General features: G+C 60.8%; 24 protein-coding genes. 4 read left to right on the forward strand and 20 right to left on the reverse strand.

From position 1 onward, the window contains the following. Window positions 1-83: 83 nt before the first annotated feature. Genes ntrC through dusB form a run of 3 tightly spaced genes read right to left on the reverse strand, consistent with a single transcriptional unit; the run spans window position 84 to window position 3,699 of the window. Window positions 84-1,535 (reverse strand): nitrogen regulation protein NR(I), encoded by a 1,452-nt coding sequence (ntrC, locus tag FHW37_RS24435; RefSeq protein WP_145641093.1) that lies wholly within the window; start codon window positions 1,533-1,535, stop codon window positions 84-86. Next, window positions 1,532-2,680, reverse strand: coding sequence for a two-component system sensor histidine kinase NtrB (locus FHW37_RS24440; RefSeq protein ID WP_145641095.1), 1,149 nt, complete (start codon window positions 2,678-2,680; stop codon window positions 1,532-1,534). Before FHW37_RS24440 ends, ntrC begins: the two co-directional genes overlap by 4 nt. After that, a complete protein-coding gene (gene dusB / locus FHW37_RS24445) occupies window positions 2,677-3,699 on the reverse strand; it encodes a tRNA dihydrouridine synthase DusB (RefSeq protein WP_145641097.1) in 1,023 nt (340 codons plus the stop codon). The genes FHW37_RS24440 and dusB overlap by 4 nt, the downstream gene beginning before the upstream one ends. 148 nt (window positions 3,700-3,847) lie before the next feature. On the opposite strand from dusB, the gene FHW37_RS24450 reads away from it, so the two are divergent. Continuing rightward, window positions 3,848-5,050 (forward strand): bifunctional 2-C-methyl-D-erythritol 4-phosphate cytidylyltransferase/2-C-methyl-D-erythritol 2,4-cyclodiphosphate synthase, encoded by a 1,203-nt coding sequence (locus FHW37_RS24450; protein ID WP_145641098.1) that lies wholly within the window; start codon window positions 3,848-3,850, stop codon window positions 5,048-5,050. Window positions 5,051-5,053: 3 nt separating this feature from the next. Continuing rightward, a complete protein-coding gene (locus FHW37_RS24455; RefSeq protein ID WP_145641100.1) occupies window positions 5,054-5,557 on the forward strand; it encodes a CinA family protein in 504 nt (167 codons plus the stop codon). 15 nt (window positions 5,558-5,572) lie between these two features. Here FHW37_RS24455 and FHW37_RS24460 read toward each other — a convergent pair whose 3' ends face one another. Next, window positions 5,573-6,022 (reverse strand): type II toxin-antitoxin system RatA family toxin, encoded by a 450-nt coding sequence (locus tag FHW37_RS24460; RefSeq protein WP_145641103.1) that lies wholly within the window; start codon window positions 6,020-6,022, stop codon window positions 5,573-5,575. Window positions 6,023-6,031: 9 nt separating this feature from the next. Further along, complete coding sequence (locus FHW37_RS24465) at window positions 6,032-6,622, reverse strand: AAA family ATPase (protein WP_145641282.1); 591 nt, start codon at window positions 6,620-6,622, stop codon at window positions 6,032-6,034. 265 nt (window positions 6,623-6,887) lie between these two features. Between FHW37_RS24465 and FHW37_RS24470 the strand changes: the two genes are divergently transcribed. Next, window positions 6,888-7,085: a hypothetical protein gene (locus FHW37_RS24470; RefSeq protein WP_145641105.1), complete on the forward strand. Its 198-nt coding sequence runs from the start codon at window positions 6,888-6,890 to the stop codon at window positions 7,083-7,085. A gap of 29 nt (window positions 7,086-7,114) precedes the next feature. On the opposite strand, the gene lipA is transcribed toward FHW37_RS24470, so the two are convergent. The 15 genes from lipA to FHW37_RS24545 all read right to left on the reverse strand — a co-directional run bounded on the left by lipA (window position 7,115) and on the right by FHW37_RS24545 (window position 23,932). Beyond that, window positions 7,115-8,089 (reverse strand): lipoyl synthase, encoded by a 975-nt coding sequence (gene lipA / locus FHW37_RS24475; RefSeq protein ID WP_145641106.1) that lies wholly within the window; start codon window positions 8,087-8,089, stop codon window positions 7,115-7,117. Between the two features lie 37 nt (window positions 8,090-8,126). Next, the gene (locus tag FHW37_RS24480) at window positions 8,127-8,372 is read right to left on the reverse strand and encodes a GlsB/YeaQ/YmgE family stress response membrane protein (RefSeq protein ID WP_145641108.1); all 246 of its coding nucleotides are present in this window, start codon (window positions 8,370-8,372) and stop codon (window positions 8,127-8,129) included. A gap of 233 nt (window positions 8,373-8,605) precedes the next feature. Beyond that, window positions 8,606-10,051 (reverse strand): dihydrolipoyl dehydrogenase, encoded by a 1,446-nt coding sequence (gene lpdA, locus FHW37_RS24485; protein ID WP_145641110.1) that lies wholly within the window; start codon window positions 10,049-10,051, stop codon window positions 8,606-8,608. 62 nt (window positions 10,052-10,113) lie between these two features. Then, the gene (locus FHW37_RS24490; protein WP_145641112.1) at window positions 10,114-10,752 is read right to left on the reverse strand and encodes an SGNH/GDSL hydrolase family protein; all 639 of its coding nucleotides are present in this window, start codon (window positions 10,750-10,752) and stop codon (window positions 10,114-10,116) included. Window positions 10,753-10,798: 46 nt separating this feature from the next. After that, a complete protein-coding gene (locus tag FHW37_RS24495; RefSeq protein ID WP_145641114.1) occupies window positions 10,799-11,032 on the reverse strand; it encodes a hypothetical protein in 234 nt (77 codons plus the stop codon). A 131-nt stretch (window positions 11,033-11,163) separates the two neighbouring features. Further along, the gene (locus FHW37_RS24500) at window positions 11,164-12,519 is read right to left on the reverse strand and encodes a pyruvate dehydrogenase complex dihydrolipoamide acetyltransferase (protein ID WP_145641116.1); all 1,356 of its coding nucleotides are present in this window, start codon (window positions 12,517-12,519) and stop codon (window positions 11,164-11,166) included. Window positions 12,520-12,533: 14 nt separating this feature from the next. Further along, window positions 12,534-13,931 (reverse strand): pyruvate dehydrogenase complex E1 component subunit beta, encoded by a 1,398-nt coding sequence (locus FHW37_RS24505; RefSeq protein ID WP_145641118.1) that lies wholly within the window; start codon window positions 13,929-13,931, stop codon window positions 12,534-12,536. An 18-nt stretch (window positions 13,932-13,949) separates the two neighbouring features. Continuing rightward, complete coding sequence (pdhA, locus tag FHW37_RS24510) at window positions 13,950-15,020, reverse strand: pyruvate dehydrogenase (acetyl-transferring) E1 component subunit alpha (protein ID WP_145641120.1); 1,071 nt, start codon at window positions 15,018-15,020, stop codon at window positions 13,950-13,952. Window positions 15,021-15,206: 186 nt separating this feature from the next. Then, entirely contained in the window at window positions 15,207-15,524 is a 318-nt protein-coding gene (locus tag FHW37_RS24515) for an FtsB family cell division protein (protein ID WP_145641122.1), read from the reverse strand. Window positions 15,525-15,847: 323 nt separating this feature from the next. Beyond that, window positions 15,848-18,421: an HWE histidine kinase domain-containing protein gene (locus FHW37_RS24520; protein ID WP_145641124.1), complete on the reverse strand. Its 2,574-nt coding sequence runs from the start codon at window positions 18,419-18,421 to the stop codon at window positions 15,848-15,850. A gap of 306 nt (window positions 18,422-18,727) precedes the next feature. Beyond that, window positions 18,728-20,029 (reverse strand): PQQ-dependent sugar dehydrogenase, encoded by a 1,302-nt coding sequence (locus FHW37_RS24525; protein WP_145641126.1) that lies wholly within the window; start codon window positions 20,027-20,029, stop codon window positions 18,728-18,730. A 194-nt stretch (window positions 20,030-20,223) separates the two neighbouring features. Beyond that, window positions 20,224-20,457, reverse strand: a complete 234-nt coding sequence (locus FHW37_RS24530; RefSeq protein ID WP_145641128.1) for a hypothetical protein — start codon at window positions 20,455-20,457, stop codon at window positions 20,224-20,226. 237 nt (window positions 20,458-20,694) lie between these two features. Then, window positions 20,695-21,969 carry a phosphopyruvate hydratase gene (gene eno, locus FHW37_RS24535; RefSeq protein WP_145641129.1) on the reverse strand — a complete coding sequence of 425 codons (1,275 nt, stop codon included), beginning with the start codon at window positions 21,967-21,969 and terminating at the stop codon, window positions 20,695-20,697. Window positions 21,970-22,138: 169 nt separating this feature from the next. Further along, window positions 22,139-22,984, reverse strand: coding sequence for a 3-deoxy-8-phosphooctulonate synthase (kdsA, locus tag FHW37_RS24540; protein ID WP_145641131.1), 846 nt, complete (start codon window positions 22,982-22,984; stop codon window positions 22,139-22,141). An 18-nt stretch (window positions 22,985-23,002) separates the two neighbouring features. Beyond that, window positions 23,003-23,932: a VOC family protein gene (locus FHW37_RS24545; RefSeq protein ID WP_145641132.1), complete on the reverse strand. Its 930-nt coding sequence runs from the start codon at window positions 23,930-23,932 to the stop codon at window positions 23,003-23,005. A 152-nt stretch (window positions 23,933-24,084) separates the two neighbouring features. On the opposite strand from FHW37_RS24545, the gene lexA reads away from it, so the two are divergent. Further along, on the forward strand, window positions 24,085-24,813 hold the full coding sequence (lexA, locus tag FHW37_RS24550; RefSeq protein WP_145641134.1) for a transcriptional repressor LexA: 729 nt from the start codon (window positions 24,085-24,087) through the stop codon (window positions 24,811-24,813). The last annotated feature ends 30 nt before the right edge of the window (window positions 24,814-24,843 follow it).

The raw sequence follows: 24,843 nt of genomic DNA on the forward strand, positions 1-24,843 counted from the left end.
GCGCACACGAAAGCACGTCGCGCAAAAGTGTATCGCCGCTTTTTACAGCGGCGATACTCGAAAAACAGGGAAATCAAGGCGTCTCAGGCGCCCCGGGAACTGCGGTATACCGATACGCCGAGCTCGCGGATCTTCTTGCGCAAGGTGTTGCGATTGAGGCCAAGAAGGTCGGCAGCCTTGATCTGGTTGCCGCGAGTCGCCGTGAGGGCTGCGAGAATCAGCGGGTATTCCATCTCCGTCAGAACCCGGTCGTAGAGACCCGGCGGTGGCAGGTTTTCACCGAAGCCGGCGAAGTAGGTCCGCATATTTTCCTCGACCGCCTGGGCGATCGTCAGCGAACCGGTGCGCGCCGTCATCTTGTCGATCGGGCTGTCGGGCACATCGGCACGCAGTTCCGAATCGATGATCTCGCGGGTGATGACATCCTGCGGATAAAGCGCCATCAGGCGGCGCACGAGGTTTTCGAGCTCGCGCACGTTGCCCGGCCAGGCATAGGCCTTCATCGCGTCCAGCGCTTCATTGTCGAAACGCTTGCCGTCGAGACCTTCCTTCTCGGCCATCTGCATGAAATGGCGGACGAGATCGGGAATATCCTCGGCGCGGTCGCGCAGCGGCGGAAGGCGCAGCGGGACGACGTTGAGGCGATAATAGAGGTCTTCGCGGAACAGGCCCTGATGGATGAGTTGTTTCAGGTCCTTGTTGGTGGCGGCGACGATGCGCACGTCGGTGCGGATCGGCGTGCGGCCGCCGACCGTCGTGTATTCGCCCTGCTGCAGTACGCGCAGAAGGCGGGTCTGGGCATCCATCGGCATGTCGCCGATTTCGTCGAGGAACAACGTGCCGCCCTCGGCCTGTTCGAAACGACCGGTGGAACGGCTCTGGGCGCCGGTAAAGGCACCCTTTTCGTGGCCGAACAGTTCGGATTCGATCAGGTCACGCGGGATGGCGGCCATGTTGATGGCGACGAAGGGACCGTTGCGGCGCTTGCCATAGTCGTGCAGCGCGCGGGCGACGAGTTCCTTGCCGGTACCGGATTCACCGGTGATCATCAGCGTCAGGTCGGTCTGCATCAGACGGGCCAGAACGCGGTAGATTTCCTGCATGGCAGCCGAGCGACCGACCAGCGGCATGCCGTCCTGCATGTCGTCATCGAGACGGGCCGGCTTGCGCTTCGGCTCGGACAGAGCGCGGCCGATAATGGCGATCAGCTCGGTCAGGTCGAACGGTTTTGGCAGGTAATCATAGGCGCCTTTTTCCGAAGCCTTGATCGCCGTCATGAACGTGTTCTGGGCGCTCATGACCAGAACCGGCAGGTCCGGACGGGCCTTCTTGATGCGCGGCAGAAGGTCGAAGGCATTTTCATCCGGCATTACGACGTCAGTGACGACCAGATCGCCCTCGCCTGCGGAAATCCAGCGCCACAGGGTGGCGGCATTCGAGGTGATACGGACATCGTAACCGGCCCGGGTCAGGGCCTGGTTCAGAACCGTGCGGATGGCTGCGTCGTCGTCTGCGACCAGGATCGTGGCAGTCATTTATCGCTTCCTGTGGTGTGCAAGGCGCGGCCGTCGCCGCCCTCTTCCTTGTGCATGGGCATGAGGACCCGGAAAATGGTGCGGCGGGCCTGGCTATCGCATTCGATAATGCCGCCATGGGCGCCGATGATCTTTGCCACCAGCGCAAGACCGAGGCCGGAACCATTGGTCTTGGTGGTGATGAAGGGGTCGAAAAGATGCGGCAACAGGTCGGTCGGCACGCCGGGACCATTGTCGATGACGCAGAATTCCAGCGGCAGCGAGATCTTTTCGCGGGTGCCGGCGACCGAGAGGCGAATGCCCGGACGGTAGGCCGTCGTCAGCGTGATTTCGGCATCCGGCTGGTCACCGACCGCTTCGGCCGCATTCTTGATGAGGTTGAGGAAGACCTGCACCAGCTGGTCGCGATTGGCATAAACCGGCGGCAGCGACGGGTCGTACATTTCCGAGATCTTGATGTTGCGCGCGAAGCCAGCCTTGGCGACGGCCTTCACATGGTCGAGCACGGAATGGATGTTGAGCGGCACCCGGTCGACGGGGCGTTCGTCGGAAAACACTTCCATGCGATCGACCAGCGACACGATCCGGTCGGTCTCGTCGCAGATAAGGCGGGTCAGCGGCCGGTCATCGTCGGGCACAACGGTTTCGAGCAGCTGGGCGGCACCGCGGATGCCCGACAGTGGGTTCTTGATCTCGTGTGCCAGCATGGAAGCAAGGCCGGTGACCGAGCGGGCGGCGGCGCGGTGAGTCAGCTGGCGGTCGATCTTGTCGGCCATCGAGCGTTCCTGAAAAACGACCACGACCGAATCGTGTTCGCCCGCCACCGGCGCGACATAGAGATCGACCAGCTTTTCCTGCCCGAGGCGCGGCGACGAGAGATCGACGCGGTATTCGTTGACCGGCGCCTTGCGTTCGCGCACTTGGTCGATCAGCGCCAGAAGCGGGCTGCCGAAGGGGATGAGCGTGGAAATCTTGCTCTTGGCCAGATGCGCGGCGGAAGCACCGAAGAAGGATTCGGCCTCCCAATTGGCGAAGGCCACCTTGCCGGCGGCATCCACCAGGATCACCGGGTTCTGCACGGCATTGAGCACGGCCATGGCAAGCGCCTGGCCCTGTGCGCTCTCGGCTGTTGTCGTCTTGGTCATGCTGCCTCCTTGCGGGGAGCGTCTATCGGTTGGTCGAGAAGAGCGGCCGTCATCCGTCGCGTGACGTCCGCCGAATCCTTCGACATCATGATTGCGGCCTTTTCCTCGGGCGGGAGGCCGGCGGCGAAGCGGTCGAGATACCAGCCGAGATGTTTGCGCGCATGGCGCAGGCCGGCTTCGCGACCATAAAGTTCCAGCATCGCCTCATAATGTTCGATGACGATGGCGGCAATTTCGGCCTGTTCGGGTGCTGCATGGCCGGCAAGCCAGCCGACATGCCAGGGGCGGCCCTGCGCACCACGGCCGACCATGACGGCATCGGCGCCGGAGCGCTTCAGGATCTCGTCGGCATCTTCCGGCGTCTCGACATCGCCATTGGCGATCAGCGGGATGGAAACGACGTCACGGGTGGCGCGGATCGCATCCCAGTCGGCCCTGCCCTCGTAAAACTGCATGCGGGTGCGGCCGTGGATGGTGACCAGCTGGATGCCGGCCTGTTCAGCGCGGCTAGCGATTTCCGGCGCGTTCAGCGAATTTTCGTCCCAGCCGAGGCGCATCTTCAGCGTCACCGGCACCTTTACAGCCTTTACCGTCGCCTCGATCATGGATAGCGCATGGTCAGGATCGCGCATCAGGGCAGAACCGGAATAACCGCCGGTCACCTTCTTGGCCGGACACCCCATATTGATGTCGATGATATCGGCGCCATTGGCCTCGGCGATCTTTGCGGCTTCCGCCATCCAGTGCGCCTCGCGGCCGGCGAGCTGCACCATATGCGGCGTAATGCCGGTGCCCTTGAGGCGCGACCAAGATTCTTCGCGGTTCATCACCAGTTCGCGGCTTGCGACCATCTCGGTCACGACGAGCCCTGCACCGTGGCGCCATGCAAGCGTGCGGAACGGCAGATCGGTCACGCCGGACATCGGCGCCAAGACTATTCTATTGCGAATGGCGACGGGCCCGACCTCAAAAGGTGTAGCAAGATCCTGGAAACGCAAATGATGATCTTTCGGGCACATGAAGCTTCTGCACTATTTTTATTCAGGTCTCACGCATTTGCCAAGAGCAATTCAATGCCTGCGTTATTTTTAAGCGACCTGCTGGAATTCAGGCTTTTCATTCTATAGTTCTCGGCCTGTCAATCCTCCCAGCGAAACGGATAGGCCCATGGACGACGACTCTTTCCGAATCGGCATCGTCATCGTTGCCGCCGGTCGCGGCGAACGTGCCGGCGCGCCGGAGGACGGCCCGAAACAATATCGCCCGATCGGCGGGCGTCCGGTGATCGCCCACACGCTTGAACGGTTCCTGACCTGGCACAGAAGCGGGCCTATCGTCGTCGTGATACATCCCGATGACGAGGCGCTTTATGCCGCTGCCACGGTCAATCTGCCGCAGGCGGCGCGCGTCATCATCACCTTCGGCGGAGAGACCCGCCAGCGTTCGGTCTATGAAGGCCTGCGCGCGCTCTCCGGCACCGATGCGACGCATGTGATGATCCATGATGCGGCGCGGCCCTTCGTCGAGCACGATCTGCTCGATCGCGTCGCCGAAGGTTTTATGGCCGGCCATGACGGCCTCCTGCCGGCAATCCCGATCAGCGACACGCTGAAGCGCGGCGGCTCGGACGGGCTGGTACACGAGACCGTGCCGCGCGCCGGGCTTTATGCCGCCCAGACCCCGCAGAGCTTTCTTCTGTCCGAAATCCGCACCGCCCATGAAAAGGCGGCGGCCCTGCGGCGCGAGGACTTTACCGACGACGCCTCGATCGCCGAATGGGCGGGACTTCCCGTGCATCTGGTCGAGGGTTCTGTCGACAATATCAAACTGACCGTGAAACGGGATATCGACATGGCCGATGAAAGGCTCACCGCAAGCACCCTTCCGGATGTCAGGACCGGCAATGGTTATGACGTGCACCAGCTGGAGCCCGGCGACGGCGTGACGCTGTGCGGCATCTTCATTCCGCATGACCAGAAGCTCAGCGGCCATTCCGATGCGGACGTGGCGCTGCATGCACTCACCGATGCGCTGCTCGCCACCTGCGGCGCCGGAGACATCGGCGATCACTTTCCGCCCTCCGACATGCAGTGGAAGGGCGCCGCGTCAAAAATCTTCCTCGAGCATGCTGCCAAAATCGTTCGCGAACATGGCGGCACGATCATGAATGCCGATGTTTCGCTGATCGCCGAGGCACCGAAGGTCGGCCCGCACCGGCAGGCGATGCGCGAAAAACTTTCGGAGATTCTCGGCATTTCGCTCGACCGCTGCTCGGTCAAGGCGACGACCAATGAGAAGATCGGCTTTGTCGGCCGCCGTGAGGGCATTGCGGCAATCGCCACGGCAACCGTCGTCTTTCGTGGAGATTGAACCATGAGCCTGTTTCCCGGCGATATCGAAGAGCGGGCCCAAGACATTATCCGGACCTTTGCCGAAAAGGGACTGATGGTCGCTACGGCGGAATCCTGCACCGGCGGGCTGATCGCCGGGGCTCTGACGGAAATCTCCGGCTCATCGGCGGTCGTCGATCGCGGCTTCGTCACCTATACGAACATTGCGAAGATGGAGATGCTGGGCGTCGGACAGACGGTGCTTCGGGCCTTTGGGGCAGTTTCGAGAGAGACGGCGCTGCAGATGGCACATGGCGCCCTCTTCCGCTCCAAGGCAGCCGTTTCGGTCGCAGTGACCGGGATTGCCGGCCCCGGCGGTGGCTCGACCGAAAAGCCGGTCGGGCTCGTGCATATCTCGGCACAAAGCCGCACCGGCCTCATCCTTCACCGGGAAATGCGCTATGGCGATATCGGCCGCACGGGGATCCGGCTGGCCACGGTGCGCACGGCGCTCGAGATGCTCGTCGAAGCGGCAGACCTCAAATAGACGGCCTGAAATAGATCAGGCGTAGATCTTGTCCGCCCGCGCCTCAAAAGCTTCGGCGAACATGCGGAAGGCACGGTCGAACATCGAGCCCATCAGGGCGCCGAGGATCATGCTCTTGAACTCGTAATCGATGTAGAAATTCACCATCGAACCGCTGCCCGTCGCGTTCGGCTCGAAGCGCCAACGGTTATCGAGATATTTGAACGGGCCCTCGATATATTTGACGTCGATCGCCCGTTCCGCCGGGTTGAGCAGGACCTGAGTTGTAAAGGTCTCACGGATCGCCTTGTAGCCGACCGTCATATCCGCCACCAGCAGCGTCTTGCCATCCCTCTCCTTGCGCGAGCGGACCGTCAGGGCTTCGCAGAGCGGCAGGAATTGCGGGTAGGTTTCGATATCGGCGACCAGCGCATACATGTCTTCGGCGCTGTGCTTGACGGGGCGATGATTTTCGAACTTGGGCATGACCGGGACTTAAGCGCGAGCGTCGAGAAGATCAAGAAGGTCACGCATCTGCCGCCGCGATTTCAGCGTCAGGACGGGCGTGCCCTGCCCGTGTTGCAGAAGCCCATTCGTCACCCGCCCGGAAAACGCTTTTTCCCAGGTCCAGACAAAGCGGAAGAATTCAAAATCCATCCGCTCCCGGCAACCGGCCGCCATTTCCGGCCGCGTGCGACCAATATGCCGGATCCAGCGGCTGAGAATGCCCCAGACATTGACGTAACGTGGCATGCGCACCCAGATCACCAGATCGCTGCGCGGCACGCGGATATCGAATGTCGAGGGATTGGTGCCATCCATGATCCAGCGCTCGGCCGAAATAAGCCGTTCGATAATGCGGCGCTGCTCGCCCCTCTCCCGCTGCACCCAGCCGGGCAGCCAGAGAATGTCGCGGTCGACCGAGATATAGTCGAGGCCGAAACGCGTGGCGATCTTTTGCGAAAGCGTGGACTTGCCGCCGCCGGAGCAGCCGACGACAAGGATTCGGTCCGCACGCACAATACACCTGGCGGCTTCGGCAATATCGATGTGACGAATCGCGTCCGGGGCGCCGATTGTCGTCATTCCGGCCGTGTTCGAATTGATTTGCTGCAATGCACACCTCCCATGCGCTGGAAGCATTGCGACCAGAACTTTTCTGAAGTTGCGATATTACTTTGTTTTTCAAATACTTGATCTGAAATCAGTCGGAATTTTGGTTCATTTTACGGACCGCGGCCCGGACCTTACAGAAATGTAATTTGGTTGTAATGATCCAAAGGCGCAAGGAAACGTATGAGGAGAAAACCCTCTGCAACCATAAGCCGGTAATGCCCGAAAGAAGCATCCCATGGACGATTTTGCACAGATGATAAAGCTCTTGGAATCAGCCAAGCAGCTTGCCGACATGAATGAGCTGCCGATGCTCGCCTATCTCGTCGAAATGGCGAAGGCAGAGGCGCGCGGCCACCGTTTCACGCTGAGAGAACGGCGCCGCGGCCAGGACAAGAACGCGCCGAAGCATCAGCCGCTGCAGGCTGCTGAATAACGCTCGAAGGCACTTGAAAAGCTGCCGCCTTATTCGGCGGCGGCCAGAAGCTTCTTTTCGCGTGCAGCGCGAAGTCTTGCGAAATCGTCGCCGGCATGGTGCGAGGACCGCGTCAGCGGGCTCGAGGACACCATCAGGAAACCCTTGGTATAGGCGACCGTTTCGTAGGACTTGAATTCCTCCGGGGTCACGAACTTTTCCACCTTGTGGTGCTTCTTGGTCGGCTGCAGATACTGGCCGATTGTCAGGAAGTCGACGTCTGCCGTGCGCAGGTCGTCCATCAGCTGCAGAACTTCATTTCGCTCTTCGCCGAGACCGACCATGATGCCGGACTTGGTGAACATGGTCGGATCGAGTTCCTTGACCCGCTGCAGAAGCCGGATCGAATGGAAATAACGGGCGCCGGGACGCACCGTCAGATAATTGCCCGGCACGGTTTCCATATTGTGATTGAAGACGTCGGGCTTGGCCGCGACGACGCGCTCCAGAGCGCCCGGCTTCTTCAGGAAGTCGGGGGTCAGGATCTCGATCGTCGTCAGCGGCGATGCGGCGCGGATCGCCCAGATCACCTTTTCGAAATGTTCGGCGCCGCCATCGGCCAGATCGTCACGGTCGACGGAGGTGATGACGACGTGTTGCAGGCCCATCTGCTTGACGGCCTTCGCAACGTTTTCTGGCTCGGCCAGATCGAGCGCATTCGGCTTGCCGGTCGCGACATTGCAGAAGGCGCAGGCGCGGGTACAGATCTCGCCCATGATCATGAAGGTCGCGTGCTTCTTGTCCCAGCACTCGCCGATATTCGGGCAGCCCGCTTCCTCGCAGACCGTGACGAGCTTGTGCTCCTTCACGATAGAGCGCGTCTCCTGGTACCCCTTGGAGACCGGCGCGCGGACCCGGATCCATTCCGGCTTGCGCATCACTTCCTGGTCGGGGCGATGCGCCTTTTCGGGATGGCGAACGCGCTTATCTTCCGAGAGCGTCGTCCTGTCGAGAATGGTGACCATAAGTATCTGTCCTCAGCTGCCTATCTGGCAGGTATCGTCAGCGCCTGACGAGTTTGGCGACGAATAGCAAAATGCAGGAGCCGATGAAACCCGTCACCAGGTAACCCAGCCAACCGCTGGCGACATAGATGCCGGCGCGGGTAAAGATCGCGTTGGCGACAACGGCGCCGACAATGCCGATCACGATGTTCATCAACACGCCGAAGCGCAGATCCATCATGATGCCGGCAAGCCAGCCTGCCAGACCGCCGATGATGATCGCTGAAAGCCAGCCCACGCCCATGTCAGTCTCCCTAAAACACACCTGACGGATATGGGCAGTCGCCTGACTATCCGCAATAACAAGAGAGGCTCAGCGAACGCTGTTGCCCCTCATCCGGCTGCCGCCACCTTCTCCCCGTTCTAACGGGGAGAAGGGATATGCCGCACCCTCGCCCCCGATCTTGAATGTCGCGTGGGGCACGTCCCCTCTCCCCGCAAGCGGGGAGAGGGTTAGGGTGAGGGGCAAGGCCCGGATTACGCGTTCAATGCACGTCCGTAAGCGTCGAGCACGCTTTCCTTCATCGTCTCCGAAATGGTCGGATGCGGGAAGATGGTGTGCATCAGGTCTTCCTCGGTCGTCTCCAGGTTCATGGCGACGACAAAGCCCTGGATCAGTTCGGTGACTTCCGCGCCGACCATGTGGGCGCCCAAAAGTTCGCCGGTCTTCTTGTCGAAGATCGTCTTGACCAGGCCCTGGTCTTCACCAAGCGCAATCGCCTTGCCGTTGGCGACGAAGGGGAAACGGCCGACGCGGATATCGCGGCCTTCGGCCTTCGCCTTGGCTTCCGTCAGACCGACAGATGCGACCTGCGGGTTGCAATAGGTGCAGCCCGGGATCTTGTTGCGGTCCATCGGATGGACGTTCGGCAGGCCGGCGATCTTTTCGATGCAGATGACGGCCTCATGCTCGGCCTTGTGGGCGAGCAGCGGGCCGCCGGCAACGTCGCCGATCGCGTAGATGCCGGGCACGTTGGTCTTGCCGTAACCGTCGATCGAAATGAAACCGCGCTCGGTCTTCACGCCGGCTGCTTCAAGGCCGATATTCTCGATATTGGCGACGACGCCGACAGCCGAGATCATCCGGTCGGCAGTGATCTTCTCGACCGTGCCGTCCTTCTTCTCGACATGAGCGGTGATCGAGTTTGCACCCTTCTCCACCTTGGCGACCTTGGCTTCCAGATGGATCTTGATGCCCTGCTTCTCGAACTGCTTCTTGGCGAGCGCCGAGATCTCGGCATCTTCCACCGGCATGACCTGGGACAGGACTTCGACGACCGTCACATCGACGCCCATCGTGCGGTAGAAGGAGGCGAATTCGATGCCGATCGCGCCAGAGCCCATGACCAGCAGCGACTTTGGCATTTCTTCCGGCTTCATCGCCTCGAAATAGGTCCAGATCAGCTTGCCGTCCGGCTCGAGGCCCGGCAGAGCACGCGGACGGGCGCCGGTCGCGACGATGATGTGCTTGGCGGTATAGGTGCCCTCGCCCAGCGTGTTCTTCGGCACCGGACCCTGCGGCTGGACGACCGGCTTGGTCGACTTGCCGACGACGATCTCGCCCGGCTTGGTGATTTTTGCCTCACCCCAGATGATATCGACCTTGTTCTTCTTGAACAGGAAGCCGACGCCGTTGTTCATGCGCTGGGCAATGCCGCGCGAACGGGCGACGATCGCCTTGATATCCGGCTCGATCGTGCCGTTCAGGGTCAGGCCATAATCCTTGCCATGCTGGGCGGTGTGCAGCACGTCGGCGGAACGCAGCAGTGCCTTGGTCGGGATGCAGCCCCAGTTGGAGCAGATGCCAGCCAGATGCTCGCGCTCGACGCAGGCGACCTTGAGACCGAGCTGGGCTGCGCGGATGGCGGCGATATAACCGCCGGGACCGGAGCCGATGACGATGACGTCGTAAGATTGAGCCATTGTTTCCTGCCTTCTCTTTGGGCGGCCTGCAAAGCGCGGCCTGCCTCACTTGAAACTTTTATCTAGAGCCCGAGCATGACCCGAACGATCGGCTCGAGGCCGCGTCCGAGCGCGCGGGTGTTTTCCGCATTCATGTGCACGCCATCGACCGGCGTGACCTTGGCGACGGAGCCCGCATCGAAGAAACCGCAGCCGAGTTCATCGGCAAGGTCGCGATAGAGCGAAGCGAGCATGGCCGACTCCTCGATGCCACCCTTGAACACCGCCGCGAAGACCGGATCGGCCGTCTCGCAGATGGGCGGCGGTGAGACGATCAGAATATCCGGCGCATCGTAGTCGAAGGAATATTCGTGGTGACGGACTAGCCCGACCAGACGCTGCATGCCGGCCCGCGCCGCATGGGCGGTGCCGGCAATCATCGGCTTCATGTCGTTCGACCCCAGCATGATGATGACGAGATCGAGCGGCATATGCGTATGCAGAACCGTCGGCAGGTTTTTGACACCGTTGCGATCACAATCCGCGAGGTAATCGTCATAGGCGGTGGTGCGGCCGTTCAGCCCTTCGGCGATGACGGTGACATCGGAGCCGAGTGCGGCCTGAAGAACGCTCGGCCAACGATCCCCATGGGGATGACGGTCGCGCGTTTCCGTATCGTAACCCCAGGTCAGGGAATCGCCGAAGCAGAGAACGGTTTTCATATTGTCCCTATGCCATCCATTCCCTGCCGACGCGCCTCCGAGAGGATCAGGTATCCTTCATCAGCCTTTGAACGTCGGTCTCCAGCGTCGAAATCCGCTTTTCAAAGTCGCCTGTGGCGAGCTTCGACATCAGTGTGTCAGCAACCAACATTTTGCGGACACTTTTCAGTTCATCTTCGACATCGCCTATGCGCTGATCAATCCGCGAAAATTGTTCATTCATCTCACTGCGCATCTCGCGCAGCATCGGCATGATCATGTCCACTGGTTCATTCGCCATCGAATACCCTCCAGCACGCCCAACCACCGTAATCGGCATCCATCAAATATGGAGATCCGATCGGCAAATGTCACGCACTGACGCATCCGCAGGTGGAACCGGCCGCGATCTTCACCGCGGCCGAATTTCGACTAGACCAGCATCGCCATCGGGTTTTCGATGTAGCGCTTGAAGGCAGATGCGAGCTCTGCGCCGAGCGCGCCGTCGATGACGCGGTGGTCGAAGGCGAAGGTTGCCGTCATCACCGTGCCGACTTCGATCTTGCCGCCGCGGACGACAGGCTTCTCGACGCCGGCGCCGATCGAGACGATCGAGGCCTGCGGCAGGTTGACGATCGACGTGAAGGACGAGACACCGAACATGCCGAGGTTGGACACGGAAGTCGTGCCGCCCTGGTATTCATCCGGCTTCAGCTTCTTGTCGCGGGCGCGCTTGGCAAGATCCTTCACCTCGTTGGAGATGACCGACAGGGTCTTGGTCTCTGCCTTGCGGACGATCGGCGTGATCAGGCCGTCCGGGATCGACACGGCAACGCCGACATCGGCGTGTTTGTGCAGAACGCGGGCCGTCGAGGTCCAGGAGGCATTCGCCATCGGGACATCGCGCAGCGCAAGCGCCATCGCCTTGATGATGAAGTCGTTGACCGACAGCTTGAAGGCCGGGACTTCGCCCTTTTCCGTCTTCTTCACCGGTGCCGAGGCGTTGATCTCGGTGCGCAGCTTCAGCATGGCATCGAGTTCGCAGTCCATCGAGATCGTGTAGGACGGAACGGTCTGGGTCGACTCGGTCAGGCGCGCGGCGATCGTCTTGCGCATGCCGTCATGCGGCAGCAGCTCGTAGGAGCCTTCCGCAAACAGCTTTAGCACGTTGTCGTCGGACGGGCCCTTGGCGAGCGCCGGAGCCGGTGCGCCTGCAGCCGCCGGGGCAGCAGAAGGTGCAGCCCTGGCAGCGCCGGACGTGCCGGCCTTCTCGATATCCGCCTTGACGACGCGGCCATGCGGGCCGGAGCCGGTGACGGCGGTAAGGTCGATACCGGCTTCCTTGGCGAGACGGCGTGCGAGCGGCGAAGCGAAAACACGCTCGCCGGACTTTGCGACCGGTGCCGGGGTGGACGGTGCCGGAGCAGCGTCGGTGACCGGAGCGGCGGCCTTCGGAGCTTCAGCGGCCTTTTCAGCCGGAGCAGCTTCAGCCTTGGCGGCCGGAGCGGCAGAGCCGGCGCCGGCAGCTGCGGCCGAAACATCCTCGCCTTCGGCGGCGAGGATGGCGATCAGGGCGTTGACCTTGACCGATTCCGTGCCAGCCGGCACGACGATCTTGGCAACGACGCCCTCATCGACGGCTTCCACTTCCATGGTCGCCTTGTCGGTTTCGATCTCGGCGATCACGTCGCCGGACTTGACCGTATCGCCTTCCTTGACCAGCCATTTCGCGAGGTTGCCCTCTTCCATGGTCGGCGACAGGGCAGGCATGGTGATGTTGATCGGCATCGTATCACCCTTCCTTACTTGTAGCAGACGGTCTTCACCGCCTGGACGACTTCGTCGACATTCGGCAGAGCCAGCTTTTCGAGGTTCGCGGCGTAGGGCATCGGAACGTCCTTGCCGGCGATCGTCAGAACCGGTGCATCGAGATAGTCAAAAGCCTGCTGCATGACGCGGGTGGCGATTTCGGCGCCGACCGAGTTCTGCGGATAGCCTTCCTCGACGGTCACGAGGCGGCCGGTCTTCTTGACCGATTCGATGACGGTCGGAAGGTCCATCGGACGCAGCGTACGAAGGTCGATCAGCTCGACATCGATGCCTTCCTTCTCCAGTTCGGCAACAGCCTTGACCGCGTAGGTCATGCCGATACCGAAGGAGACGATGGTCGCGTCCTTGCCCTTGCGGTGGATGCGCGCCTTGCCGATCGGCAGGACGAAGTCATCCATCTTCGGAACTTCGAAGGACTGGCCGTAGAGGATTTCGTTTTCAAGGAAAACGATCGGGTTCGGATCGCGGATAGCGGCCTTCAACAGGCCCTTCGCGTCAGCAGCCGTATACGGCATGATGACCTTGAGGCCCGGGATCTGGCTGTACCAGGATGCGTAATCCTGGCTGTGCTGGGCGCCGACGCGGGCAGCGGCACCGTTCGGGCCGCGGAACACGATCGGAGCGCCCATCTGGCCGCCGGACATGTAGAGCGTCTTGGCAGCCGAGTTGATGATCTGGTCGATCGCCTGCATGGCGAAGTTGAAGGTCATGAACTCGACGATCGGCTTCAGGCCGGCCATTGCAGCACCGACGCCGACGCCGGCAAAGCCGTGTTCGGTGATCGGGGTATCGATGACGCGACGCGCGCCGAATTCCTGCAAAAGGCCCTGGGTAATCTTGTAGGCGCCCTGATATTCGGCGACTTCTTCACCCATGACGAAGACATCGCCATCGCGGCGCATTTCTTCGGCCATGGCATCACGCAGCGCTTCGCGCACGGTGGTCATGACCATTTCGGTGCCGGCCGGAATATCCGGATCGGCAGCGGCTTCGACCTTCGGCTGGGCGGGGACCGGAGCAGCGGCAGACGAAGCGGCCGGAGCCGGCTTTGCTTCTTCGGCGGCGGCCGTAGCCTCTGCCTTCGGAGCAGCGGCCGGAGCCTCCGAACCGATCGCATCGGCGCTTTCGCCATTCTGCAGGAGCACGGCAATCTTGGTGTTGACCTTGACGTTTTCGGTGCCGGCTTCGACCAGCAGCTTGCCGATCACGCCTTCATCGACGGCTTCCACTTCCATGGTCGCCTTGTCGGTCTCGATTTCCGCGATGACATCGCCGGACGTGACCTTGTCGCCTTCCTTCTTCAGCCATTTGGAAAGCGTGCCTTCCTCCATGGTCGGGGAAAGGGCGGGCATAAGAATATCGATTGGCATAGGATTTTCTCCCCGCGATCAGAGCAGAATGTCGGTGTAGAGCTCGGAAACATCCGGCTCCGGATCGGCCTGGGCGAAATCGGCACTATCCGAAACGATGTCGCGGATGTCCTTGTCGATCGCCTTCAGCTCGTCCTCGGTGGCCCAGCCCTTTTCGAGCAGGCGCAGACGAACCTGTTCGATCGGATCGTGCTCGGAACGCATCTTCTGCACTTCGTCCTTGGAGCGATACTTCGCCGGGTCGGACATGGAGTGACCGCGGTAACGGTAGGTCAGCATTTCGAGGATGATCGGGCCCTTGCCGGAACGGCAATGCTCGAGCGCCTCGTCGGCCGCAGCCTTGACGGCGCGGACATCCATGCCATCCACCTGGATGCCGGGAATGCCGAAGCCGGAACCACGCAGCGAATAGTTCGACTGCGCCGTTGCACGGGCGGTCGAGGTGCCCATGGCGTAACGGTTGTTCTCGACGATATAGATGATCGGCAGTTTCCAGAGAGCAGCCATGTTGAAGCTCTCGTAGACCTGGCCCTGGTTGGCAGCGCCATCGCCGAAATATGCGACCGAAACAGAATCGTTGTTGCGGTAGGCATTGGCGAAGGCGAGACCGGTGCCGAGCGATACCTGCGCACCGACGATGCCGTGACCGCCGTAAAAATGCTTCTCCTTGGAGAACATGTGCATCGAGCCGCCCTTGCCGCGCGAATAACCGCCGCGACGGCCGGTCAGCTCGGCCATGACGCCGCGGGCGCTCATGCCGGTTGCCAGCATGTGACCGTGGTCACGATAGGCGGTGATGACCTGATCACCTTCCTGCTGGGCCATCTGCATGCCGACAACGACAGCTTCCTGGCCGATATACAGGTGACAGAAACCACCGATAAAGCCCATGCCGTAAAGCTGGCCGGCCTTTTCTTCGAAACGGCGGATCAGAAGCATCTCACGATAAGCGTGAAGATCTTCGTCCTTGCCGAAGTCGGGCGTGTTCTTGCCCGTGAATTCCTTGGAAACGGCCTTGGAGCCGTTACGGTTTGCAGACTTTGCCGCTGTTTTGCGGCCGGATACAGACGCGGTCTTGGTCGGCGCCATCAATCCCTCCCTTTAGTGCTGCGCTTATGAGTTGGGGGCCACCATGTCAAAATGACGCACCCCGGCTTCGGCGCGTACCATATGCAAGAAAGCACGCCCCAGCAATGACATATTTGCATGGCTCACATGTAAGTTAAGCCACTGATATAATTGATAAAATATGAAATTAACCGAATTCCGGTTAACTTAGAAGTAGCTGTTGAAGATGGTAATCTCGTCCCGACGGGAGACATTCAGCTGATAACGGGCGATTTCGTCGAGCATGTCCTTTTCGAGCGAACCGTCGCTCATCAGCTGCACTTGGCGCTCCAGCGCCTCGCGCTTGGCGGAAAGCTTTGCAAGCTCGTCGGTCCGGGCCAGCCTCTGGCGCTCGAATTCCTCCGTGGCGATCAATCCAAGATCACCATGCACGCAATGATAGCCAAAATAGGACACGAAGGCGATCGTGATGGCAGGAAGGATAAAACGACCGATTTTTCGTTCTTTATGGTGCTTGGTCCACATACCTGCTCAACGCCCGACAACGCTTTACGGATCGGATTCGATCCGGAATGCCGTTCAGATTCGCAGAACTTGCTTAAGCAATCGTTGAGGATAGAGAGCAGCCTGCTTTCGAGGCGCTGCATCGGCCGGGTCTGCCGGTGCAGATAAGTGGGACGGCCAGCGTGGTCTCGCGGCAGCAACGTGACGTCAATCGGTCGCCCGAACCCGTTCTAAAGATAACGGCGGTCGCGCCCCGCCGCGCTTTTGGCAGACGGTGAGCAGTGTGTCCAACAGAAAGATCGAAAAGATGCCGGGCGAAACGCGATGATCGCCGGCGGCACCGTTCAGCGGCGCAGGTTCTCTTCCGCGATCAACTCTTCCAGAATGCGGGCAATGCCTTCCAGCGTGTAAGGCTTTTGCACCACCGTCCTGTGCTGCTGGTGATCAGGAAGCATCGCCTGCTCGCCATAACCGGTTGCGAAGATGAACGGCGTGCCCATTTCCGCCAGGCGGTCGGCAACCGTAAAGCTTGTCTGGTCGCCAAGATTGATATCCAGCACCGCAAGCGTCGGCGGGTTGTTGTCGATGATTTCCAGCCCGCTCTCGACAGAAGATGCCGTCATCACCTCCGCTCCGAGCCGCGTCAGGATATCTTCCGCGTCCAGCGCGATGATCAGACTGTCCTCGACCAGAAGCACACGATGGCCGGCAAGAAATTCCTTTTCCACCTTCTTCGTCGGATGGGACGGAGAATGCCGAGGCTGCCTCAGCCGGGCCGGCGGCTGCGGTCCGGCCGTTTCCGACACATGGCGAGCCGGGATCTGGAATCTTGCCCTGACGCCCGAGGGCGCATAGTCGATGGTCGCCTGGCCGCCCAGATCGTAAGGAACCGATCGGCCGATAATGGTCGTTCCAAAGCCCTTGCGGCTTGGCGGTACGACCGGTGGCCCGCCCCGCTCCTGCCATTCGAAAACCAGCCCGCCGTCTTCCGCACGCGACCACGAAATATCGACATGGCCACCACTGGACAGGCTGCCATACTTGGTCGAATTCGTGACCAGTTCGTGCACGACAAGCGCCATGGTGGAATAGGCCTGCGGATTGAGCAGGACCGGCTCGCCAGACACATGGATGCCGCGGTTCTCCTCGCCAAGAAAGGCGCGTGCTTCGGCATCGATCAGCGCGCCGATCGGCGCCGGGCCCCAATGATCGTCGGTAATCTGGTTATGCGCCCGCGCCAACGCGTGGATACGCCCGTCGACCAGATCCACAAAATCCTCGATCTTGTCGGAGGACGGCTTGGCCTGACGGATCAGGCCGCGGATCACGCCGAGAATATTGCGAACCCGATGGTTCAGCTCGGCGATCAGGACTTCCTGTTTGCGATTGGCAGCGTCACGCTGGGCACTCGCCTCGCCTGCAAGCCGCAGGACGACTTCGATCAGCGTTGCACGCAATGTTTCCGCCACGCGCTTTTCGGGTGCTGAGAACGGCTTGCTGTGCCCCTGTACGAGCTGCTGCCATTCGGCAAAACTTTCACGCGGGGTCAGGCGCGGGCCATTCGGGCCATATTCGACCGGCTTGTGGGGATCGCCGGCCCAGCGCACCGAGCGAACCAGTTCCCGGCGAAACAGGATGACATAGTCGCGCGGGGAACGGGAAATCGGGATGGCAAGCATGCCGGCCGCGCTTTCCGTATAGTCCTTCGCTTCGGGCACCAATGAGGCGATTTCATCTGTCGCGAAGACGCGGGTTGCGGCTGCGGTGTTCAGAGCCCGGACGATGCGGGCGAACTGTTCGGTGGATGGCGTGATGCCCCAGAAGGCGTAATTGCCGTTGATCCAGACACCGACGCCCTCCGCCGGGATGACATCGGTCAGGACGCCGGCAAGCCATTCGGGATCGTTGAGCAGCATTTCATTGGTCGCGACGGCGCCCAGAAGCTGGTCGGAAATGTCCCTCGCCCGCCGCTCGTAATCCATGACCTCCTTGCGCTCGCGGCTCTCCAGCCGCAGCGAGTACATTTGCGAAAAGAGCTCGCAGACAGAGCGGATTTCGAAGCTCGGCGACTTGGCCGAATAGTGATGACAGGCAAACAGGCCCCAGAGTTCGCCGTCAACGATGATCGAAATCGACATGGAGGCGCGCACGCCCATGTTTTTCAGATATTCGATATGGATCGGCGAGACCGACCGCAGGATCGAATAGGAGAGATCGAGCAGCTGCCCCTTCTCGTCGCGCTGCGGCAGGATGGCGACCGGTACGGCATCGACATCGGAAATCACCCGCAGCAGGTTGCGCTTGTAGAGTTCGCGCGCCTGGACCGGAATATCGCTTGCCGGGTAATGAAGCCCCTTGAAAGAGCCGATACCGGGCTTGCAGGTTTCAGCGACCACCTCGCCCGATCCGTCTTCCGCAAAACGATAGACCATGACGCGATCGAAACCGGTCAGCGCCCTCACCTGCCGCGCGCCTTCGGTATAAAAGGCGGAGGCTTCTCCCATGACATCAAGCCTGGAGATCATCGAGCGCACCATGCTCGTCGCATCACCGTGCCTCGCGGCCGAGGGCTGGGCTTCGATAACGATCTGTCCGCTCGAAATGTGGATCGCGATATCGAATGGCTGGCCGCGAGGGGTCAGCGGCGTATCAAAAACCTTGTCGACGGCATTCGCACCACGGAGTGTGGCGAGCCGGTTTCGCAGGCTATGGATGGTTTCCGGCAGAAAAATTTCGGAAAGCGGGCGGCCCACGAGGTCGCCATCGTCCACCTTGATGAACTCGGCGATATTGGCCGATGCCCGCGCAATGATCCAATCAAGAGTGAGCGAAAGCAGAAAGCCGATTGGCTGGATGGCACCGAGCAAATGGATCGGCTCGCGATCACAATTGGTAAGATCAACAGTGGGACGGTTCATGGAGCTTCTGGTATTCCGAGCAAATGCTGTGACGATGAGTGACCTGGAAACTTAGGGGAGAAGCTCTGTTTTCTTCGTCCGCAGAAGCGCCTGCGACACTAAATATGCCCCAAGGCTTATAAATCCATACTCACCTACCTCATTTTTGAGTTTCAGTGCCGGATCATCGGTTATCACTACCGCAGCGCTATGGCAGAGGGCCTGCAACCAGCGAAGCCCCCTCGGCGGCATTGTCTGAAACAAAAAGCCGCCAGCCCCATCGGGGCGAGCGGCTTCAATCTTCGCGACAAATGAGAATCTTCGACCTCAGGCGCCGGTAACACGCCAGATGATATCACCCACGTCATCGGCCATCAGCACCGCGCCATCGGCGGCAAGCGCCACGCCGACCGGGCGACCATAAGAGTGCTTTTCGTCCGGCGACAGAAAATCGGTCAGGATTTCGCGCGGCATGCCGACGGGCTTGCCCTTTTCGAAAGCGACGAAGGCCAGCTTGTAGCCGGACAGCTTCGAGCGGTTCCAGGAACCGTGCTGGCCGATCGCCATGCCGGCCGAGAAGCCTGGCAGCGTGCCTTCCGGCAGCCAGCAGAGGCCGAGCGAGGCAGTGTGTCCGCCAAGCGCATAATCGGGCTGCAGCGCCGAGGCGACCTTGGCGGCATCCTGCGGCACGCGGTCATCCACGACGCGGTCCCAGTAGCAAAACGGCCAGCCGTAAAAGCCGCCATCGCGCACCGAGGTCAGATAGTCAGGCGGCGTTTCGTCGCCGAGACCGTCACGCTCGTTGACGACCGTCCAGAGCATGCCGCCCTCGGGTTCCCAGGCCATGCCGACCGGATTGCGCAGGCCGCCGGCAAAGATGCGCGACTGGCCGGAGGCAATGTCGTATTCAAAGATGCAGGCGCGGTTTTCTTCCGCCGCCATGCCGGCGTCACCGATATTGCTGAGCGAACCGACAGCGACGTAAATTTTCGTGCCGTCCTTGCTGGCGATCAGATTGCGCGTCCAGTGACCGCCGGGGATCAGATCCATCAGCTTCTTGCCCGTCACGCTGATTTTCGTGGCGCCCGTCTCATAAGGATAGGCGAGAAGCGCGTCGCTGGCGCCGACATAAAGCGTGTCGCCAACCAAAACCATGCCGAAAGGCTGGCGGACGTTTTCGATCAGCGGGAAGCTCTGCTCGGCGACACCGTCGCCATCGGCATCGCGCAGCAGCGTCACGCGGTTGGCGCTGATGCCGGCGGCACCGGCGCGCTGCATCGTGGCATGCATGGCATGTTCGAACAGGCCGTTCGGCTTTTCCCGTTCACTCGTGGATTCGGCCACCAGCACGTCGCCATTCGGCAGGACATACATGTTGCGCGGATGCAGGAGGTTTTTCGCGAAGGCATTGACCTTGAGGCCGGCGGCAGCCGTCGGCTTGTGATTGCCTTCCCAGCCCTTGGCCGTCGGCATTTTCAACGTCGGGATCTTGCCCTGGGCCTTGGCTTCCGGAATGACCGGCGCCGTGCCGTAGACCGGCTTGCGCGCGCCATCCCCGGAATGGCGAAGGGCAACGGCAGCGCCGCCGACGAGAGCAACAAAACGGGCGAAGAGAGATGGCTCGACCATGGGGCGCCTCAAGCAATGAGAAAGATGGAAGGAGCCGGACGCTAATGTTTTTGCGCAGTCAGCACTAGAGGGCGGCACGAAAAATCAGCGCAAGATCGTGGTATCGCGCCGAAGATCGAAAACCGGCTCAGCCATCTCTGTTCAAGCCATCCCGCGGCAACCCAAGGCGGACATATCCGGACCGCCCGAAAGCCTTACGTCACGGAAAATTTCACCGTTACGCCGCGCTGGCGAAAATACGCCTGCATCAGCTTTCTGCCGGAACGATTGTTCTGCACCAGCTTCGCCGGATCGAACACCGCCTCTTTCAGGCCCTCGCGCGTCAACGCTGCCTTGAGGGTGGCGATATGCAGATCGATATCGGCATTGTCGGCATTGAGCGATTCATAAATGCGGTTCGTTGCGTCTGCTACGGTCGGTTCGCTCACGGATAAACTCCTGTTGTCGGCCGGCTCGTGCCTGGCCCAATTTTCGGCGTGACCCTATCGTCGCTAAACATGCGCGCGTCAATGGCGAACACGGGATGGCAAGATTGCCTGCGCGTTGTCGAGAGCAGCGATCAGAGGCAGGATCCGCTTCGTGCCAAAGGATATCGCCGCGAAAGATCATACGAAAAAGGCCCGCGCCAAAAGCGCGGGCCTCTTGATCAAATGGCCTGAAAAAGATCAGCCCTTGAGGATGCTGCGGCCGGCGTAAGCAGCCTGCGGACCGAGCATTTCCTCGATACGGATCAGCTGGTTGTACTTGGCCATACGGTCGGAGCGCGACAGCGAGCCGGTCTTGATCTGACCGCAGTTGGTGGCAACCGCGAGATCGGCAATCGTCGAATCTTCGGTTTCGCCCGAGCGGTGCGACATGACGGCGGTGTAAGCTGCCTTGTGGGCGGTCTCGACTGCGTCGAGCGTTTCCGTCAGCGAGCCGATCTGGTTGACCTTGACGAGGATGGAGTTGGCAACGCCCATCTTGATGCCGTCGCGCAGGCGCGAAGAATTGGTGACGAACAGATCGTCGCCAACCAGCTGCACCTTGGAGCCGATCTTGTCGGTCAAGGACTTCCAGCCGGCCCAGTCGTCTTCCGCCATGCCGTCCTCAATCGAAATGATCGGGTACTTGGCAGCGAGTTCCGCCAGGTATTCGGCCATGGCTTCCGGCTCCAGCGTGCGGCCTTCGCCTTCCATGACGTATTTGCCGTCCTTGAAGAATTCGGTCGAGGCGCAGTCGAGGCCGAGGAAGACGTCGCCGCCCGGCGTGTAGCCGGCCTTTTCGATCGACTTCATGATGAAATCGAGGGCTTCCGGGGCGCTCTTCAGGTTCGGAGCAAAACCGCCTTCGTCACCGACATTGGTGTTGTGACCGCCGGCATGCAGTTCCTTCTTCAGCGTGTGGAAGATTTCGGAACCGATGCGGACGGCGTCGCGCAGGGTTTCTGCGCCGACCGGCAGGATCATGAATTCCTGGAAGTCGATCGGATTGTCGGCATGGGCGCCACCGTTGATGATGTTCATCATCGGAACCGGCAGGATGTGTGCGCCGGCGCCGCCGACGTAACGGTAGAGCGGCAGGCCAGCCGAATCGGCGGCAGCCTTGGCGACGGCGAGCGAAACGCCGAGGATGGCGTTGGCGCCGAGACGCGACTTGTTCGGCGTGCCGTCGAGCGCGATCATGGTCTTGTCGATATGGATCTGGCTTTCGGCGTCAAAACCGCCGATCGCGTCAAAGATCTCGGTGTTGACGGCTTCGACGGCCTTTTCGACACCCTTGCCGAGGTAACGCTTGCCGCCATCGCGGAGCTCAACCGCCTCATGCGCACCGGTGGAGGCGCCCGACGGAACGGCGGCACGGCCCATCGAGCCGTCTTCGAGATAAACGTCGACTTCGACGGTCGGATTGCCGCGGCTGTCGAGAATTTCTCGTGCGATGATGTCGGTAATGGCGGTCATAGCGCTCCTCGCTTGGTTATGGTCGATCGAAATTCAATCGATTTAAAGTCTCATAATCGAATGCGAACGAATGGCAAGGCGAATCCTCTGTCGCTTCGTTCGCCGATCCCGCAAACATGATAGCCGCCTAACGCAGAAACGTGTCAGTCGTTTGAACGGCTATGCAAATTCAGCCTTTTGCAACGGCGTCGAGCGCCATCAGCTTTTCGAGCAAGGCCGGCATATCCTCCAGTCGCACCATGTTCGGGCCATCCGACGGGGCATTGTCCGGGTCCTGATGGGTTTCCACGAACAGACCGGCCACACCAACCGCGACGGCTGCGCGGGCCAGAACCGGCACCATCGTGCGGTCACCACCGCTCGAACCGCCCTGCCCGCCCGGCTGCTGCACGGAATGGGTGGCGTCGAAAATGACCGGCGAACCGAAGGAAGCCATGATCGGCAGCGAGCGCATGTCGGAGACGAGCGTGTTGTAACCGAAAGACGCGCCACGCTCGCAGAGCATGACGTTCGGATTGCCGCTTTCGGTGAACTTTGCCTGGACGTTCTTCATGTCCCAAGGCGCCAGGAACTGGCCCTTCTTGACGTTGATCGCACGGCCGGTTTTGGCCGCGGCAACGAGAAGGTCGGTCTGGCGCGACAGGAAAGCCGGAATCTGCAGGATATCGACGGTTTCGGCGACGATGCCGCACTGTTCTTCCGTGTGGATGTCGGTGAGAACCGGGAAGCCGTATTCCTTCTTCAGGTCGACGAAAACCTCCATGGCGGTTTCGAGACCGATGCCGCGCTTGCCGGCGATCGAGGTGCGGTTCGCCTTGTCGAAGGACGACTTGTAGACGAGACCGATCCCAAGCTTCTTGCAGAGTTCGACAAGCGTGCCGGCCATCATGAAGGCGTGGTCACGGCTTTCCATCTGGCAGGGGCCAGCGATCAGCGAGAGCTTTTTCGTGTTCGAGAAAGTGACCTTCGCCTCCCCCTCGCCAACGGTTACTTCAGGATTGGGAGAGACTGCCATTTTCAAACTTCCTCGTCGCTATTCTTCGAAGCCGAACAATATGCCCTGGCCCGGTGCCGCGGACACAAGCACGCGGCCGTCCCGGCGGATGAATGCGACGTCATTAGCAGCAAGGGTGATCTCTGTCACGGCAAGATCGGCGGTCTTGAAAATCACCACGCGGGCATGCAGGCCGGGCGTAAAGGCCGGTGCTGCGGAATTGAATTCCGCAGACAGCGCGGCGCTGGAAAGGATGCGCACCTCGGCATTGGCAGCGGCAAACCGCAGGGTGCCGGTTTCCGCTTCTTGCTCCGTCGGAGCTTCCGCCTCGGCCTCAAGCACGGTCGAAAACAGTTTTCCGAAGGCCGCCGGTTCTTCGGCGGAAAAGACCACCTCGGCCAGACCCGTCACCGCATTGGCATGGCGCTCCAGATCTCCACGCTCGGAGGGGAAGGCCGCCAGCCGCTGACAGGCAAACAGAAAAGTATCGCCACCGGCTGCATCGGCAGCAAAGGCGAGGCGAAATTTTCCTTCGCTTTCTGCGCCATCCGGCATTTTCAGCGGACGGGAAAACTCCAGCATCGCGCCGGCGGAAAGACCTTCCTCGACGAAGCGGGCATGATCGGCGGGCGCGTCATCGGTGCCAACGACAACGGCGGAGAGGCCTTCGCGACGGCGTACGCCACGGAAGGCGAGATCGCGTTCGGTGAAGACATTGCCGCGCTTGGCAGTGGTCGACGCCTGACGGCGATTGGCGACCGCGAGCGGCTCCAGATAGGTGCCATCGCCCAAAAATACGCAGGCATTGGAAGTGCCGAAAGGATGAAAGCCGTCAGGTGCAACGGTAAAGCCAAGCGCCGTCAGTCGCGCACGCGCCTTTGCAAGTTCCACCACAGGCAGAACGAGATGGTCGATTGGCCTTTTACTCACGATAACCCCCACAGTCTCGACGATGAGAACATTGGGCATCGCCGCACACTACGCAAGTACCTGCGGCATAAAGAATATGCCTCAATGCAAACAAATGAATGGATGCTTCACGAAAATTTAGTGACTTGCGGAACACATATGGAACATATAGTGTCCGTTCCGTATTTGTTTCCGACTCTGAAGGTGCCGGTATGCTCACACGCAAACAGCAGGAATTGCTTCTGTTCATTCACGAACGGATGAAAGAGTCGGGCGTACCGCCCTCCTTCGACGAGATGAAGGATGCACTGGATCTCGCCTCGAAATCCGGTATCCATCGGCTGATCACGGCTCTTGAGGAACGCGGCTTCATTCGCCGGCTTCCGAACCGCGCCCGTGCGCTCGAAGTGATCAAGCTGCCGGAAGCCTATGTCGCAAGCCTGCAGCCGCGCCGCGGTTTTTCGCCAAGCGTCATCGAAGGCAGCCTCGGCAAGCCGCAGCCGGTCGCCGCACCGCCGGCACCTGCCAAGCCGGTTGCCAATGACGACAGTTCGCAGGTCGGCCGCGTGCCGGTCATGGGTCGTATCGCCGCCGGCGTGCCGATCTCGGCCATCCAGAACAACACGCACGAGATTGTCGTGCCTGTCGAAATGCTCGGCTCGGGTGAACATTACGCGCTCGAGGTCAAGGGTGATTCGATGATCGAAGCCGGCATTTTCGATGGCGACACGGTCATCATCAAGAATGGCAGCACGGCCAATCCGGGCGATATCGTCGTGGCGCTCGTCGATGACGAGGAAGCGACCCTCAAGCGTTTTCGTCGGCGCGGCGCATCCATCGCGCTCGAAGCCGCCAACCCTGCTTACGAGACCCGTATCTTTCCGCCGGACCGGGTCAAGGTTCAGGGCAAGCTGGTTGGGCTGATCCGCAAGTATCATTGAGGTGGTTTGGGGCGGTAGCGGTTACGGCTG

This window comes from Neorhizobium alkalisoli (genome assembly GCF_007829835.1).
In the GTDB taxonomy this organism is placed as follows: Bacteria; Pseudomonadota; Alphaproteobacteria; order Rhizobiales; family Rhizobiaceae; genus Neorhizobium.

Coding starts and splice junctions, on each gene's coding strand:
- ntrC (WP_145641093.1), bottom strand. CDS start 1,535: ATGACTGCCACGATCCTGGTCGCAGACGACGACGCAGCCATCCGCACG.
- FHW37_RS24440 (WP_145641095.1), bottom strand. CDS start 2,680: ATGACCAAGACGACAACAGCCGAGAGCGCACAGGGCCAGGCGCTTGCC.
- dusB (WP_145641097.1), bottom strand. CDS start 3,699: ATGTGCCCGAAAGATCATCATTTGCGTTTCCAGGATCTTGCTACACCT.
- FHW37_RS24450 (WP_145641098.1), top strand. CDS start 3,848: ATGGACGACGACTCTTTCCGAATCGGCATCGTCATCGTTGCCGCCGGT.
- FHW37_RS24455 (WP_145641100.1), top strand. CDS start 5,054: ATGAGCCTGTTTCCCGGCGATATCGAAGAGCGGGCCCAAGACATTATC.
- FHW37_RS24460 (WP_145641103.1), bottom strand. CDS start 6,022: ATGCCCAAGTTCGAAAATCATCGCCCCGTCAAGCACAGCGCCGAAGAC.
- FHW37_RS24465 (WP_145641282.1), bottom strand. CDS start 6,622: ATGACGACAATCGGCGCCCCGGACGCGATTCGTCACATCGATATTGCC.
- FHW37_RS24470 (WP_145641105.1), top strand. CDS start 6,888: ATGGACGATTTTGCACAGATGATAAAGCTCTTGGAATCAGCCAAGCAG.
- lipA (WP_145641106.1), bottom strand. CDS start 8,089: ATGGTCACCATTCTCGACAGGACGACGCTCTCGGAAGATAAGCGCGTT.
- FHW37_RS24480 (WP_145641108.1), bottom strand. CDS start 8,372: ATGGGCGTGGGCTGGCTTTCAGCGATCATCATCGGCGGTCTGGCAGGC.
- lpdA (WP_145641110.1), bottom strand. CDS start 10,051: ATGGCTCAATCTTACGACGTCATCGTCATCGGCTCCGGTCCCGGCGGT.
- FHW37_RS24490 (WP_145641112.1), bottom strand. CDS start 10,752: ATGAAAACCGTTCTCTGCTTCGGCGATTCCCTGACCTGGGGTTACGAT.
- FHW37_RS24495 (WP_145641114.1), bottom strand. CDS start 11,032: ATGGCGAATGAACCAGTGGACATGATCATGCCGATGCTGCGCGAGATG.
- FHW37_RS24500 (WP_145641116.1), bottom strand. CDS start 12,519: ATGCCGATCAACATCACCATGCCTGCCCTGTCGCCGACCATGGAAGAG.
- FHW37_RS24505 (WP_145641118.1), bottom strand. CDS start 13,931: ATGCCAATCGATATTCTTATGCCCGCCCTTTCCCCGACCATGGAGGAA.
- pdhA (WP_145641120.1), bottom strand. CDS start 15,020: ATGGCGCCGACCAAGACCGCGTCTGTATCCGGCCGCAAAACAGCGGCA.
- FHW37_RS24515 (WP_145641122.1), bottom strand. CDS start 15,524: ATGTGGACCAAGCACCATAAAGAACGAAAAATCGGTCGTTTTATCCTT.
- FHW37_RS24520 (WP_145641124.1), bottom strand. CDS start 18,421: ATGAACCGTCCCACTGTTGATCTTACCAATTGTGATCGCGAGCCGATC.
- FHW37_RS24525 (WP_145641126.1), bottom strand. CDS start 20,029: ATGGTCGAGCCATCTCTCTTCGCCCGTTTTGTTGCTCTCGTCGGCGGC.
- eno (WP_145641129.1), bottom strand. CDS start 21,969: ATGACCGCCATTACCGACATCATCGCACGAGAAATTCTCGACAGCCGC.
- kdsA (WP_145641131.1), bottom strand. CDS start 22,984: ATGGCAGTCTCTCCCAATCCTGAAGTAACCGTTGGCGAGGGGGAGGCG.
- FHW37_RS24545 (WP_145641132.1), bottom strand. CDS start 23,932: ATGCCCAATGTTCTCATCGTCGAGACTGTGGGGGTTATCGTGAGTAAA.
- lexA (WP_145641134.1), top strand. CDS start 24,085: ATGCTCACACGCAAACAGCAGGAATTGCTTCTGTTCATTCACGAACGG.